This window comes from Arthrobacter sp. 2RAF22 (assembly GCF_052115325.1).
Taxonomy (GTDB): Bacteria; Actinomycetota; Actinomycetes; order Actinomycetales; family Micrococcaceae; genus Arthrobacter.
Map to the genome: position 1 here is coordinate 83,681 of NZ_JBFRGL010000012.1, position 13,014 is coordinate 96,694.

14 protein-coding genes are annotated in these 13,014 nt (G+C 63.4%); 6 read left to right on the top strand and 8 right to left on the bottom strand.

Annotation, left to right across the window (positions count from 1 at the left end; translation table 11 throughout):
- The first annotated feature begins 296 nt into the window (after window positions 1–296).
- Both AB4068_RS11105 and AB4068_RS11110 read left to right on the top strand, forming a co-directional pair.
- A complete protein-coding gene (locus AB4068_RS11105) occupies window positions 297–1,100 on the top strand; it encodes a putative protein N(5)-glutamine methyltransferase (protein ID WP_441433387.1) in 804 nt (267 codons plus the stop codon).
- Window positions 1,101–1,355: 255 nt separating this feature from the next.
- Window positions 1,356–2,942: an MFS transporter gene (locus tag AB4068_RS11110; protein ID WP_441433388.1), complete on the top strand. Its 1,587-nt coding sequence runs from the start codon at window positions 1,356–1,358 to the stop codon at window positions 2,940–2,942.
- Between the two features lie 112 nt (window positions 2,943–3,054).
- Here the strand turns inward: AB4068_RS11110 and AB4068_RS11115 are convergent, their stop codons facing one another.
- Window positions 3,055–3,579, bottom strand: coding sequence for a hypothetical protein (locus AB4068_RS11115; protein WP_332602581.1), 525 nt, complete (start codon window positions 3,577–3,579; stop codon window positions 3,055–3,057).
- A 168-nt stretch (window positions 3,580–3,747) separates the two neighbouring features.
- On the opposite strand from AB4068_RS11115, the gene AB4068_RS11120 reads away from it, so the two are divergent.
- The 3 genes from AB4068_RS11120 to AB4068_RS11130 are packed head-to-tail and all read left to right on the top strand — an operon-like array spanning window position 3,748 to window position 6,242.
- Window positions 3,748–4,467, top strand: coding sequence for a response regulator transcription factor (locus AB4068_RS11120; RefSeq protein ID WP_059388398.1), 720 nt, complete (start codon window positions 3,748–3,750; stop codon window positions 4,465–4,467).
- A complete protein-coding gene (locus AB4068_RS11125) occupies window positions 4,464–5,831 on the top strand; it encodes a sensor histidine kinase (RefSeq protein ID WP_307053861.1) in 1,368 nt (455 codons plus the stop codon). The genes AB4068_RS11120 and AB4068_RS11125 overlap by 4 nt, the downstream gene beginning before the upstream one ends.
- Before the next feature lie 9 nt (window positions 5,832–5,840).
- Window positions 5,841–6,242 (top strand): VOC family protein, encoded by a 402-nt coding sequence (locus AB4068_RS11130; protein ID WP_284990784.1) that lies wholly within the window; start codon window positions 5,841–5,843, stop codon window positions 6,240–6,242.
- Here AB4068_RS11130 and AB4068_RS11135 read toward each other — a convergent pair whose 3' ends face one another.
- The gene (locus AB4068_RS11135; protein WP_441433389.1) at window positions 6,243–6,725 is read right to left on the bottom strand and encodes a GtrA family protein; all 483 of its coding nucleotides are present in this window, start codon (window positions 6,723–6,725) and stop codon (window positions 6,243–6,245) included. It lies immediately after the preceding gene.
- A gap of 221 nt (window positions 6,726–6,946) precedes the next feature.
- Between AB4068_RS11135 and AB4068_RS11140 the strand changes: the two genes are divergently transcribed.
- Entirely contained in the window at window positions 6,947–8,515 is a 1,569-nt protein-coding gene (locus tag AB4068_RS11140; RefSeq protein ID WP_441433390.1) for a DUF2142 domain-containing protein, read from the top strand.
- Window positions 8,516–8,536: 21 nt separating this feature from the next.
- Here AB4068_RS11140 and AB4068_RS11145 read toward each other — a convergent pair whose 3' ends face one another.
- The 6 genes from AB4068_RS11145 to AB4068_RS11170 all read right to left on the bottom strand — a co-directional run bounded on the left by AB4068_RS11145 (window position 8,537) and on the right by AB4068_RS11170 (window position 12,979).
- The gene (locus AB4068_RS11145) at window positions 8,537–9,850 is read right to left on the bottom strand and encodes a hypothetical protein (RefSeq protein ID WP_441433391.1); all 1,314 of its coding nucleotides are present in this window, start codon (window positions 9,848–9,850) and stop codon (window positions 8,537–8,539) included.
- Between the two features lie 49 nt (window positions 9,851–9,899).
- Window positions 9,900–11,153, bottom strand: a complete 1,254-nt coding sequence (locus AB4068_RS11150) for an acyltransferase family protein (RefSeq protein WP_306964448.1) — start codon at window positions 11,151–11,153, stop codon at window positions 9,900–9,902.
- 115 nt (window positions 11,154–11,268) lie between these two features.
- On the bottom strand, window positions 11,269–11,742 hold the full coding sequence (locus AB4068_RS11155) for a Clp protease N-terminal domain-containing protein (protein ID WP_059388391.1): 474 nt from the start codon (window positions 11,740–11,742) through the stop codon (window positions 11,269–11,271).
- A gap of 7 nt (window positions 11,743–11,749) precedes the next feature.
- On the bottom strand, window positions 11,750–11,953 hold the full coding sequence (locus AB4068_RS11160; RefSeq protein WP_284990792.1) for a hypothetical protein: 204 nt from the start codon (window positions 11,951–11,953) through the stop codon (window positions 11,750–11,752).
- A 31-nt stretch (window positions 11,954–11,984) separates the two neighbouring features.
- Window positions 11,985–12,527, bottom strand: a complete 543-nt coding sequence (locus tag AB4068_RS11165) for a GNAT family N-acetyltransferase (protein ID WP_441433392.1) — start codon at window positions 12,525–12,527, stop codon at window positions 11,985–11,987.
- On the bottom strand, window positions 12,524–12,979 hold the full coding sequence (locus AB4068_RS11170; protein WP_441433393.1) for an SRPBCC family protein: 456 nt from the start codon (window positions 12,977–12,979) through the stop codon (window positions 12,524–12,526). The genes AB4068_RS11165 and AB4068_RS11170 overlap by 4 nt, the downstream gene beginning before the upstream one ends.
- Window positions 12,980–13,014: the final 35 nt, after the last annotated feature.

A 13,014-nucleotide genomic window follows, 5' to 3' on the forward strand; every position in this document is an offset into this window, starting at 1 on the left:
ATGTGCCGGAGGAGGTATCGGGACGCGACGTCCGCTGCGAGACCCTGGGTCTAGTGAAAGCAACAGGAACGGCGCGGAGGCGAAGCCTCAACAGGCATGGATTTTTGTCGGTTCAAACTCAGCGGTGACCCGCTGGCCTATTCAAAAATCAGTGTTCCCATGCACCCACCCTAGACACTCCGGGTTGTGTTTGTGAACCCCGGCTTTCGCCGAAGCCGTTTCAGGCGTGGTTCCCGCCTCCACCCTCGGCTAGCATGGCCCGGAGAGCACCCCTCGGTACCCCGAAAGGCTCTCTTATGCCAGCACCGACGTTCCAGCCGTCCCATTCCGCCGTCACGGCACGGCTCCGTTCTGCCGGTTGCGTCTTCGCCGAAGAAGAGGCCCGGCTCCTGATCGCCGCGGCGCACGCTCCCGAGGAGCTTGACCGTCTGGTAGAACAACGCGTCTCGGGTTTACCCCTTGAATACCTCCTGGGCTGGGCAGAGTTCTGCGGCCAACACATCGCCGTGGACCCTGGCGTCTTCGTCCCCCGGCGCCGCACGGAGTACCTCGTCCAGGCGGCGGCCCACCTCGCCCGGCCGGGCGCCGTCGTCGTCGATCTTTGCTGTGGTTCGGGTGCCGTCGGCGCCGCTTTGCTTGCCGCGGCGGGCGGCATCGAGCTTCACGCGGCCGACGTCGACCCCTCTGCGGTCCGCTGCGCCCGCCGTAACCTCGGCCCGGTGGGCGGCCAGGTGCACGAAGGCGATCTCTATTCGGCGCTGCCGGACGCTCTTCGCGGCCGGGTTGACGTCCTGGTGGCCAACGCTCCCTACGTCCCCACGGACTCGATCGGGATGATGCCGCCAGAGGCCCGGCTGCATGAACCGCGGGTGGCGCTCGACGGCGGCTCGGATGGTTTGGATGTGCAGCGCAGGATCGCTGGGGAGGCTCCGTTGTGGCTGGCTCCCGGCGGTCGGCTACTGATCGAAACGAGCGTCCGGCAGGCCGCGACGACGGCGGCCCTGTTCGAGGACGCCGGGCTGTCCGCGCGGGTGGTCCATTCTGGAGAATTCGATGCCACGGTGGTGTTGGGAAAACAACGGGCAATCCACCGGAAATGATCAGCAAACTGTGCGTTCCGGGGCCCTGAATCAAACAATTTGGTAACGCACCTCCGGAACACGCCAAAATCCGCGTGATTCCGGGGCTGCAGGGGGTCCGTGGATGTCAGACATTTGTGCCCGAAAGGGCCCGGAATGGCCCCGAAATTCGGAGCCTAACTCTAAGATTGGGCGAATCTCGCGTAAAATTGAAACCCTGCCCAGAGCGGAGCAGCTGTATGTCGCAAGCAAATGATCTCCCTAGGAGAAACACAAATGCCCACAGACCGAAGCATCACCGACTCTTCAGCAGGCGCTAGGAACGCCGCTGCAACGAGCAAGAACGCACCACGCGGTGCCTCAAAATTGAAACTTCCAACACGCCGTCGACTCAAGGTATCCGACGTCAACGTCGTTGACCAGCCCATGCTGAAAAAAGCACTCGGCGGGACGATCGTCGGCAACACGATGGAATGGTACGACGTCGGCGTGTTTGGCTACCTCATCACCACGATGGGGCCGGTCTTCCTGCCCGAGGCGGACAAGTCCGTGCAGACCTTGTTCCTGCTGGGAACATTCGCCGCAACCTTCGTGGCACGCCCCCTCGGCGGCGTTGTCTTCGGGTGGTTGGGCGACAAGGTGGGCCGCCAGAAGGTGCTCGCCACAACACTCTTGCTGATGGCGGCAAGCACCTTCGCCGTCGGACTCCTGCCCGGTTACGCACAAATCGGTATCTGGGCAGCGGCACTGCTCGTCATCCTGAAGCTTGTCCAGGGTTTCTCCACCGGCGGCGAGTACGCCGGCGCCACCACGTTCGTGAGCGAGTACGCTCCGGACAAGCGCCGCGGTTTCTTCGCGAGCTTCCTGGACATGGGCTCCTACATCGGCTTCGCCCTTGGCGCGGCGCTCGTGTCCATCCTGCAGCTCACCATCGGCCAATCGGCCATGGAGGACTGGGGCTGGCGTCTGCCCTTCCTCATTGCGGGTCCGCTCGGCGTCATCGCCGTGTACTTCCGTAGCAAGATCGAGGAATCACCCCAGTTCCAAGCCACTTTGGATGCCCAGGAAGCCCTCGCCGCGGACGCCGCAGCGGGCGACGCCGCGGTAGCCAAGGGTCCCATCGGCATCGTGAAGGCTTACTGGCGCCAGATCATCCTCGCCATGATCCTAGCCGCAGCCGCCAACACGGTGGGCTACATGCTGACTTCCTACATGCCCACGTACCTGACCGAGTCCAAGGGCTACGACCCTATTCATGGCACGCTGCTGACCATCCCCGTTTTGGTCGTCATGTCAGTCTGCATCCCGTTGACGGGCAAGCTCTCCGACCGGATCGGCCGCCGGCCCGTCCTGTGGATCGGGGCCGTCAGCACGGTCGTGTTCGCTGTTCCGGCCTTCCTGCTGATCGGCATCGGCGACATTTGGTCCACGCTTGCCGGCCTGGCCCTGATCGCCTTCCCGGTCACGTTCTATATAGCCAACCTCGCCTCCGCGCTTCCGGCGCTGTTCCCGACCTCGAGCCGTTACGGGGGAATGGGCATCGCCTACAATTTCTCCGTAGCGATCTTCGGCGGCACCACGCCATTCATTGTCGCCGCCTTGATCCAAGGCACCGGCAACGACATGATGCCCGCGTATTACCTCATGGGAACGTCCGTGGTTGGCGCAATCGCCATCTACTTCCTGCGCGAATCCGCACAGCGGCCACTTCCGGGCTCCATGCCAAGCGTGGACACGCAGGCCGAGGCCCGCGAGCTGGTTGCCACCCAGGACACCAACCCGTTGATCGACCTCGACGAAATGCCGTTCGACGACGGGCCCCTCGTAGCGGCGGATCCGGACCGGGACCCGGTTCCGGCCTAGGCACACTGCCGATCCAGACACAGGGCGGACGGGGCTGCGGGCGGCCCGCGTCTGCACAACAAGGCTGGTTATTTGTGGCGGTCCCGCCACAAATAACCAGCCTTGCCGTCGTTTAAGCCTTGCGGTCGGCTTTCTGCTCCTGCATCCGCTTTGCCTGCGCCTGGATCTTCGGGCCGTAGCCGCCGTTCAGGGCTGTGTCCCTGATGTGGGTTGCCTTGGCCACCCGGTCGCCGTCGGCTGCGTCCTTCAGCGCTTTCAGGTCCGCTTGCAGCGCGGCTGGAAGCTTCGCGGCCAGTTTCGGGCGCTTGTCCAGGATGAACGTGGCGATCTTCGCGGCGCGTTGGCCGTAGTTCGGTTTGCTGCTGTCACCGTTCACGAAGAACCGCAGGGCCGCCGCGAGCGGATGCCGCGCGAGCGCCGTCTTGGCCGCCGCCGCTGTTGCAGTCCCGGCCGTCGCGGTGGGCTGGGAGGTGGCTGCCGCCGTCGTGCTCGGGCTACTTGAGGTAGCAGCGTTGGCGGCGATCACGCCGCCGCCCAGCAGGAGGCCTGCTGCGAGGACGCTGACGACGGCGGTGCGCGCTTTGGTACGCTTGCGCCCCTCAACGGGAGTGCTGGAGCTCGGGATGCTGTTGTTCATGGTCCGTGTCCTTTGTTCCGGCCGGTGGTCGATCCGCCGGCGCTCTTCACCACACTCTGGTCCGGCCGCATGAATTGATTGTTCGGCCAATGTTCGAGGAATGTAAAACCGTCCCCGGCGGCCGACGAGGACGCTCCACAGGCTTGATCCTTGCTGTTGAATGGACGCATGGAAGACAGCCGCGGATTGGTGCTGATTGCCGAGGATGAACGGGCAATTGCCGATATCCAGCGCCTCTATCTGGGCCGCGCGGGTTTCGGTGTACACGTTGAGCGGGACGGGGTGTCCGCGTTGGCACAGATCAAGCGACTCAAACCGGTCGCGGTGATTCTCGACGTCGGCCTGCCCGGTCTGGACGGGATCGAGCTTTGCAGGCAACTGCGGCAGGCAGAGGACTGGACGCCGGTACTGTTCGTCACGGCCCGGGATGAGGAGGTGGACCGCGTCCTTGGCCTGGAATTGGGCGCGGACGACTATCTCACCAAGCCGTTTTCGCCCTCCGAACTAGTGGCGCGGGTCAAGGCGGTCCTGCGCCGGACCGAAGGAACCCCACGTTCCAAACCGCTCGTGCTGGGCAGCGTCGAACTGGATCCGCTCAACCGGACCGCACGCGCGGGAACCGAGGAACTCACCCTGACGGCCACCGAATTCGACCTCCTCGCGTACCTCATGGCGCAGCCTGGCCGGGTCTTTTCCCGGGAGCAGCTCCTGTCCGCCGTGTGGGGGCAGGCCAGTTATGCCGCCGGGCGGACAGTGGATGTGCACATCGCGCAGCTCCGTGCCAAGCTCGGCGAGCACTCCCCCATCGCGACGAGCCGCGGCGTCGGCTATTCGGCCGCGCCTCCCCATTCGTCCGTGCTCCGTCCCGGCGCCGGAGGAGCCACGTGAGGCGCTGGTTCGGCACACTGGCCGGACGCACGACGGCGGTGATCGCCGCCGTCGCGACCGTCGCCGTCGTACTTGCCGGCCTTCTGGCGGCGCAGCTGGTCAACGCCACGGCGGTGGACGAAGCCAAGAAGTACCTCGCGGTCGAGGCCGATTCCCTCAGCAAGCAGTCAAGCCTTGGGAGCCTGCAAGACCTGCGCACAGATTTGCTCACGCACGGCGCGAGGCTCGCGCAAATCAGCACCGACGGCCGCGTGACAGGCGGCGGGGCGAGGCTGGTGGATGCGAAGACCGTCGCGGAGGTATTGACCGGAAAGTCGGTCTCGACGTCGGTGAACGGTCCACAGAACACCGTGGTCCTCGAGGCCCGGCCCTTGGCGGCCGGCGGAGGCGTGGTGCTGGCGCAGCCCGTGTCCGAAATCCGCGCGGCCGCCGCTCCCCTCCTGAGCCGCATGCTGATTGCCCTCGCGGTCTGCCTGGTGTTCGCCATCGTCGCCGGTGGCCTGTTGGCGCAATGGTTGAGCCGGCCGCTGGTGCGTACGGCGCATTCGGCCCATCGGCTCGCAGCCGGAGAACGATCCGTGGCCGTAGCACCCGGCGGCCCGGCCGAAGTGGTGGAGGTGTCGCAGGCGCTGGCGGCCCTCGATGCAGCGCTCCGGACCAGCGAGGGCCGCCAACGCGAGTTCCTGCTCTCCATTTCGCACGAAATCCGGACACCACTTACCGCGCTGCGGGGCTACGCCGAAGCGCTTGCCGATGGCGTTGTCAGCGGAGACGACGTGAGCGGGGTCGGACGGACGCTCGTGGCCGAAACCAACCGCCTGGACCGTTTTGTCCGCGATCTCTTGGAATTGGCACGGCTTGAGTCCGATGATTTCCGCGTGGAACTCCAGCCTGTGGACGCATCCTTGATCCTGCGCGAGAGTTGGCAGGCCTGGCAAGCGGTGTGCGTCCAGAACGGAATTGCCGGTCGGCTCGAACTGCCTTCCGGGCCATTGCCGGTCCGCAGCGATGGCCAGCGCCTGCGCCAAGTGGTGGACGGCTTGCTGGAAAACGCGCTGCGCGTGACCCCTGAAAGCGCTCCCGTTGTGCTCGCCGCTTACCTTTCCGGCAACGGACTCACCGTTGAAGTGCGCGACGGCGGCCCTGGCCTCACGGAGGCGGATGCCTCCGTCGCGTTCGAACGCGGTGCGCTCTTTGCCAGATACAGCGGAGAACGGCCGGTTGGAAGCGGACTCGGTTTGTCCATCGCGGCAAGGATCGTGCAGCGGATGGGCGGTCGCATCAGTGTGCGCGCGGCGCGTGAGGGCGGCGCGGCATTTGTCGTGGAGTTGCCCGGCATTCCCGCGGGCCCCCGTCAAACGTAGACTCTGCGCATGGCTGATGTTCCGGTGGGTTCGCTGCACCACGTAGAAATTTGGGTACCCCACATCAGCCGGGCGCAGGAAGAATGGGGCTGGCTGCTGGCCGAACTGGGCTACGAACAATTCCAGGAGTGGCCCGAGGGCTGCAGTTGGAAACTCGGAGGCACGTACATCGTGATCGAACAGTCCGCGGCCCTCACGGGAAGCACGCACCGCAGGACGGAGCCCGGGCTCAACCACCTCGCCTTCCATGCCGGCACCAGGGAGAACGTGGACCGGCTCCGGGAGCTCGGCGCGGACTCGGGCTGGTACGAGATGTTCGAGAGCAAATATCCCCACGCCGGCGGGCCGGGCCACTACGCCGCCTATCTGGTGAATACCGACGGCTACGAGGTAGAGCTGGTAGCCGGCTGATCAGCCGTCTGCGGCAGTGGGGCTGAATTCGGAATCGTCTTGTTGAACTTTCCCGGAGTTACGGGCATCGGTGCGGAAAATCCAGTATTTGTAGAGGAAGAAATTCCAGGTCATTGTCGAAACCGTGGCCACTACTTTTCCACCCGCATAGGTGAGGGCGAGGCTATCGAAAAGATTGACGATGATGTCCGTTGCGAAGACGTTGAAAACGACTAGGAGGCCGTACCGGAACATGCTGACGTGCTGCCGGTTATTGGACTGGAAAGTATATGAGCGCTGGACGAAATAGTTGAAGACGAGGCTCGCGAGGAAAGCAGCTGGCGTGGCAAACCACAAGTCAACCCCAAAGCCTTCGTGCAACAGAACCAGCAGGCCAAGATCAATGGCGAAGGAGAGCCCTCCCACGATCAAGAATTTCAAGAGGTGGCTACGGTGGACAAAGCCCACCAAGCGCGTCACTTGAGCACGCGGGTCTAGCGCCACTGTTAGCACCCCAAAATCGTCAATGTCATATAAACTGCGGCTTCCGGCGGAGACAGCCTCGCCTCAGCGACCGCAAGGCTCGATCAATCATAACGGCTCCGGTTCCAGCGAAACGCCGCGCATCGAACCGCCAAACCGTGCCGATGGCCTGTTTCGACCGGCTTCAGGCGGTCTCGTCCAGCCGGGTTGTTGGCGATCGGGTGCGATAACGTATCAGGACGATGGTTACCAATTCTCCAGCCCTGCCACGCGCAGCACGCAGGCCGGGCGCACTGCCCACACTGCGGTTCACGTTCATTGCGTTCCCCATCATTGCCGTGCTTTCCATGATTTGGGTGTTCGCCTCACCCCTGATGTCAGTGCCCGACGAGCCGGCCCACACCATCAAAGCCGCGGCAGTCGCCCGTGGTGAGCTCACGGGAAGCTCAACAGGCAAGCAGGGCGAGCAGACTATTGTCACGGTTCCGAGATACATTTCCACCATCAGCGCCCAAGGTTGCTTCGCTTTCAAAATCGCCATGACGCCTGCGTGCGCACCTCCACTCGACCCCGCAGCGCGGGACCTCGTGCAAGCCCAAACGAGCGCCGGCAATTACAACCCGATGTACTACGCGATGGTCGGCCTTCCCTCACGGTTCATGGCGGGCGAGCCCGCGATCTACCTGATGCGCCTGATCAGTGCCCTGATCTGCTCAGTGTTCCTTGCGGCCACCATCGGCGCTGCGGCGTCATTGCGCCGTCGCTTCTGGCCAATGGCGAGCTGCCTGGTTTCCATCACGCCGATGGTGCTTTTTCTCAACGGCTCGATCAATCCCAACGCGCTTGAAGTGGTTACGACTTCTGCCTTGTTTCTCAACCTATGCGTCGTTCTCGAGAATTACCGGAATCTCAAGAACGTTCGGACAAGCATCGTTATTGTCGGGATTTCCGGAGCCGTTTTGGCCAATACCCGCGCTCTTTCGTTGCTCTGGCTGGCGGTGGCGGTAGTTTCAGCCGTGTTGATTTTCGGAATAAAGCCGATGGTCGCCGTCGTGAAGAACCGATTGGGCCTGGCCATGACCGCGCTCATCGGCCTTGGTTGCGCTGCCAGTCTCGCCTGGCTGGTCGCGGCCAATAGCCTGAGCAGCCTGACGGGTACCCCCAGTGATGTGACACCGGACCAGGCCTTCGTCACGATGCTGGACCGCTCATTCGACTATGCGTCCGGCTATATCGGAATCATGGGCTGGCTCGACACCGGCGCACCCGCCGCCGTCTACGCCTTCTGGCACTTTGCCTTTGCGGCCGTCATCATCGGCGGCCTCACCGCACGGCCTCTGCGGGCCCGGCCCGCAGTCTGGATCCTGCTTGTCGCTGTATTGATCCTGCCGCCCATCCTTCAGGCCCAGGTAATACAGCAAATTGGCTACATCTGGCAGGGCAGATACTTGCTGGCCCTGTTTGTCTTGCTTCTGCTCGCCTGCGGAGTGGCCATGCGCATGCGCCCGACACCACGGGGACCATGGGCGCGTTCCCTGTCTCCGTGGCTCTTTGCCGGAGCCGTTGGCGTACACGTTTACCTCTTTGTGTTTGTCCTCCGGCGGTACACGATAGGTCTCCAAACCCATACGAACTGGACGGAAATGTTCGATCCGCTGTGGCAGCCGCCCTTCACTTGGGAAGGGCTGACAACCGCATACCTCCTGGTACTTGTTGCGGGTTCAGTCATCTCACACAGGATCCTCTTTCCGCGCATCCCGCGTTTTCCCCGGAATGTTGAGCGCAGCGAAGCCGAACTCATCACTACCTAGCGCACGGACCCCCCATCCGGGTCAGTCGAGGATGCGACAGGGGAGGTTGACGCCTTTGATCGACCAATCCGTCGGGGCGATCGGAACGATCTGCTCCGGTTCGGCCCCGGGCGTCCGGCATGCCGCTCGGGCCTGCTCGAGATGGTCCGCCCAGATTGGTCCGAACTCGCGCCCCACGGCCACGGGGAAGAAGTAGACGAGCATCAGCACGGCCAAAACGCCGAGCACCGCCGGCCGTGCAGAGCGCCCCAGAACCTCGCCCAGAAGCGGCAAGAGTGCGAGCAGGAACATGGACGGCGCAACAGCGTACCGCCCGAGGTGCAAGGCGTTCCAGCCGGCGTCGTCGAAAGCGGCGTAGTCGAGGAACGGCCGGAAGTTCAGGGCCACGGCTGCGCACGCTATGACGACCGAGCCGCCCAGGAACGCGCCTGCGGCAACCCTCTCGCGCGTTCCACCCCGAACAAGGATGAGCGCGGTCGCTGCAAGGAAGAGGGCCCCCGCCAGCACCACGGGCACCCAACCGAAACGGACTACCACGCGGGATATCTGTCCGGCGGTACCGAACATTACGGCGGACGGGCCGTCGACGAACCACCCGTATACGACCGATAGCCAATTCACCGGCGGTGCGGCCGGGTTTTCGCGCGGGAACGCCAGCGTCGTGAAAACCTGCGCCCCAACGCCAACAAGGAGGGCTAGCCTCGGACCCCAAAGGCGTGCGTCCCGCAGCCTGTAGAGAAAAAGGGGGACGAACACTGCGGCCTGTATTTCCGTAAGGCCCACGAGCAGCGCCGCAACTGTCAGGAGGACACCCTCGGCCCATGTCCGGGGCCGTTTCAAAAGGAGCCACGGCGCCAAGTACAGGAAGTACCAATGCAGGTTTGCGAGGTTTCCGAGAGCTTCCTCCGGGCTGGCAGCGACCAAGACGGGCACCGCTGCGAACCCAAGCCGGACCCAGGTATTACTGGACAGCGCGGACGAGCAGTGGAACACGAGCGCGGCCACGCCGCCCACGATCAGGCACGCCGCCACGGTCACCGCGATCGCCCACGCGTCCACAGGAAGCAGTCTTACGACCAGCCACGCCACCCCGCGGGGCACGACGTGGAGGTAGCCCTGGTAGGGGGCGAAGATGCCCCGGAGGCCTGCGTCCTTGAGCACGTCATTGATGAAGATCCCGCCATCTTCGGCCCACAGGGTTCCGATAGCCGGGCCCGGGAGCCGCGCCAGCGAAATCAGTGTCGAGACCAGGACGATCGACGCGTACACCACAGGGTTCCGCGAGCGGACAGTAGGAGCGAAAAAGGCGCGACGGCGCACGGTCAGGACAGCCAAGCGGGGACCCCCAAAAGAAAATTGCAGACAGGAGGCCGATTCTACATCCTCAGCGCTTAACGCTTAGTTCCTGTTGAGGTTCGGGTTGTTGTACCTTCAACGCCGGCCTCTTCAGCTTCATCGCCGGGCGCTCTACAAAGTAGTAAGTCAAGGTGGACAAGGACAGTGTGATGGCCAGGACGAGGAGCCCGTTGAGCGGCAAGGCGAGAGTGTTTTGGCCGAACGTCCGGTGATGCCCCATTAGCCAAAAAATGACGGGCAGATGCCAGAGATAGATGCTGTAACTCATGACGCCCGTGAAGCGGAATGGCAACCATTCGAGAACACGGGCCGTCCGATTCAGGTCGTCTCCCCGGGATGACGGTAATACGACTGCGAGCAATACCAACGCCGCAGCCACCCCGGAGACCGTGGAAATTACGGGTCGGGCGAATTCAAGGGCCAGGAGCTCGATCAGCGCCGCGACCAGGACTAGTGCTGCCTTGACCCGGGTCTGCACCCGCTCCACGCCGCGTTCGTGGATCACGACCACTGCCACGGCGGCGAGCATTCCGTATCCAAAGAGATCCGCCTGCGCAAGGAAGCTCCGAAGGAAGACTGCACTGCCAGTCTGCCCGAAGCCGAAGTTCGCCGCATCGATCGGGCTCATTCGGCTTGCCGCGTCACTGGCCCAAAGCGTAATGCCCAGGCCGACGATGACCATGGCAAGCGGCGCGCACACCAAGGCGGCAGTCTTCCTCGATCCTTTTCGAATCCTCCACAGGGCAAGAAAGGCCACCAAGGGCAGAACAAAATAGAAGGTGATCTCAGCCGTCAATGACCACGACACCGGCAGGCCGCTCATGACGTACTCCGGAATGAACATGTGAACAAGAAGTACGTTGGCTGCGATCTTGAGGGGATCCGTGAGCCTGCCTATGTTTTCCGGGCCGAACCCGTGAGTGCTGCCGTGAAGGTACACGGAACCGACGAAGAGTCCGGTGACAACGAAGATCACGATGTACGCGGGATAAATCCGCAGCAGCCTGTTGTATGCATAGCGGCGGATGGACGGCAGCTGCCTGCCCTGCACGATCGCGGAAACGAAGGGCCTGTACAACAGGAAGCCGGAGAGGACGAAGAACAGGGTGAGGCCCTGGTTGCAAAGCGAAAAGAGAATTTCCAACGGCCCGGTCTGCACTTGGAATGAGGTCGTCAAAGCAAGGTGGTAAACCATCACCGATAGGGCCGCAATGCCTCGGAGGCCTTCGATTCCGGCAAGGCGACGACCCCACGATGGACGTACGGTAATGGTGTCCTGCACGGGCGGTTCCCCTCAAAAGGCGGCTGCGTGATCCTGTGGGAGCTTACAGGATTCACTCAGCTGTGGTTCACTCGAGCGGAATATTGCCGCGCAAAACAATCAGGTTCGGGCCGCCTCACTCAGTTCCCGGACCTGGGTTCTGCAGCCTGTCCTTGAGTGCCGCGGTATCCACGCCCAGGTTATGGAGCAGGACGGCGGCCGGATCCGGTTCGCGCCGCTCCAGCAGTGCGAGCAAGAGGTGCCGCGTGCTGATCCTGCGGGCCTTCTCCCGCGTGGTCAGCATCAGTGAGTCCTGAATGACTGAGCGGGCGGCCGAGGTGAAGGTAGTCCGGCTGCTTCCCTTCGGCGCATTCAGCGGGCCGAAGTCCCCCAGCGTCACGCCAACGGCTTCCAGCGCCTGCTGGTCGAGGGCATCGAGCTGGGCGCGGGCGGATTCGAGGTCCGTTTCCAACGTCCGGCAGCTCCCGGGGTCGTGAAGCAATCCCAGCAGCAAATGGTCCGTGCCGATTCTCCGGTCTCCACGGCGTTTGGCTTCCTCGGCGCCGGCATGGACAGCGGTCCTGGCTTCGCCGGCAAATCGTTCAAACATGGCAGACTCACTTTCCGTATTTGGCGTGGACCGACTGCTTGGAGACGCCCAAGGCATCACCTATTTGCTCCCAGGACCAACCGTGCTCCCGCGCGAGGGCCACGTTGGTGGCCTCCACCTTCTCAGCCAAGCGATGCAGGGCACCAACGGCGCGGAGCCCGATTGCCGGGTCCGTCGCCGGGATGTGGGAAGTCAGCTCATCACCATTCATGCTGTCAGTTTGAACTGACAGTGTGAGCCTGTCAATACAGACTGACAGAATCTTTCCGTCCGCGGATCGGCCTGACGCGCCGCCGCATGGCGATCCTGGGCCAACGGCTCAGGCCCACCAAGCCCTCGCATTCGAGGATGCCCCGGAGTCCATCGTCCAACAGCTCCGGGCCCAGTTCCTCGAAACCCAGCCTGCGATAGTAGGGCGCATTCCACGGAACATCCCGGAAAGTGGTCAGGGTCAGCCACTCCAAGCCCTCGGCCTGAGCCCACTTTTCGGCAACATCGAGCAGCTCGCTCCCGAGACCTTGCCGCGCATGCGACGGATGGACGCTCAATTGCTCCACGTGCGCATTGCCGTCGAGGTGCTCAATCAGAAGATAGGCCACGGGAACATCTGACGTGTCGGCAAAGACCAAGGCACCACCGCGCGCCTGGTAGAGAGCCATTTCCGTAACGGTCAATGGCTCGTCATCTGCGATGGCGTCCATTCCACAGGAGCGGAAGATCTCCCCCGCGGCGAACTCGATCCCCCGGAGCCGTTCCAGTTCGTCCGCGCGGGCCGTCCTGATCATGCGGCGGCACCGTTGCGGGCAAGGTATTCGTTGCGCTTTTCGATGAGGTTCCGCAGGTATCGCCCGAGGAAAGCCTTCTCCGCAATCCGGCCCACAACGCCGAAAGGCGCCGCGAACTCGACGCGATCGATCATGAGCGTACCGCCGTCGTCGGGAATGAACTCGTGCACGTGCCGGAAGAAGCGAAAGGGGCCACGCACTTGCTCGTCCGTAAACGATTCAGGGAATCGAAACCGGGTGATGCGGCTGCTCATTCGCAGAGGTACAGCGAAATGCCAGGCCTGCCAGGTGACCTCGTCGCCTTCCGAGAGCAGTCCGGACACGACGCCGGCAACCGCACGTTCCCGGGACTTGGCCATGGAGCCGACGTGCGCGTCGACATTGCGGGCGAGGTCGAAGAGCTCCCCCGGTTCCATCCCGATACGCGTGTGGCATGTGAACGACACAGTCATGCTTCGATCCTGCCATCGTTTCGAAACACCCGTCG

What these genes read in the sequence shown, in the direction of transcription:
- AB4068_RS11160 (WP_284990792.1), bottom strand. Translation starts at nt 11,953, where the DNA reads ATGAATGGTGATGAGCTGACTTCCCACATCCCGGCGACGGACCCGGCA.
- AB4068_RS11140 (WP_441433390.1), top strand. Translation starts at nt 6,947, where the DNA reads ATGGTTACCAATTCTCCAGCCCTGCCACGCGCAGCACGCAGGCCGGGC.
- AB4068_RS11120 (WP_059388398.1), top strand. Translation starts at nt 3,748, where the DNA reads ATGGAAGACAGCCGCGGATTGGTGCTGATTGCCGAGGATGAACGGGCA.
- AB4068_RS11130 (WP_284990784.1), top strand. Translation starts at nt 5,841, where the DNA reads ATGGCTGATGTTCCGGTGGGTTCGCTGCACCACGTAGAAATTTGGGTA.
- AB4068_RS11105 (WP_441433387.1), top strand. Translation starts at nt 297, where the DNA reads ATGCCAGCACCGACGTTCCAGCCGTCCCATTCCGCCGTCACGGCACGG.
- AB4068_RS11115 (WP_332602581.1), bottom strand. Translation starts at nt 3,579, where the DNA reads ATGAACAACAGCATCCCGAGCTCCAGCACTCCCGTTGAGGGGCGCAAG.
- AB4068_RS11170 (WP_441433393.1), bottom strand. Translation starts at nt 12,979, where the DNA reads ATGACTGTGTCGTTCACATGCCACACGCGTATCGGGATGGAACCGGGG.
- AB4068_RS11155 (WP_059388391.1), bottom strand. Translation starts at nt 11,742, where the DNA reads ATGTTTGAACGATTTGCCGGCGAAGCCAGGACCGCTGTCCATGCCGGC.
- AB4068_RS11110 (WP_441433388.1), top strand. Translation starts at nt 1,356, where the DNA reads ATGCCCACAGACCGAAGCATCACCGACTCTTCAGCAGGCGCTAGGAAC.
- AB4068_RS11165 (WP_441433392.1), bottom strand. Translation starts at nt 12,527, where the DNA reads ATGATCAGGACGGCCCGCGCGGACGAACTGGAACGGCTCCGGGGGATC.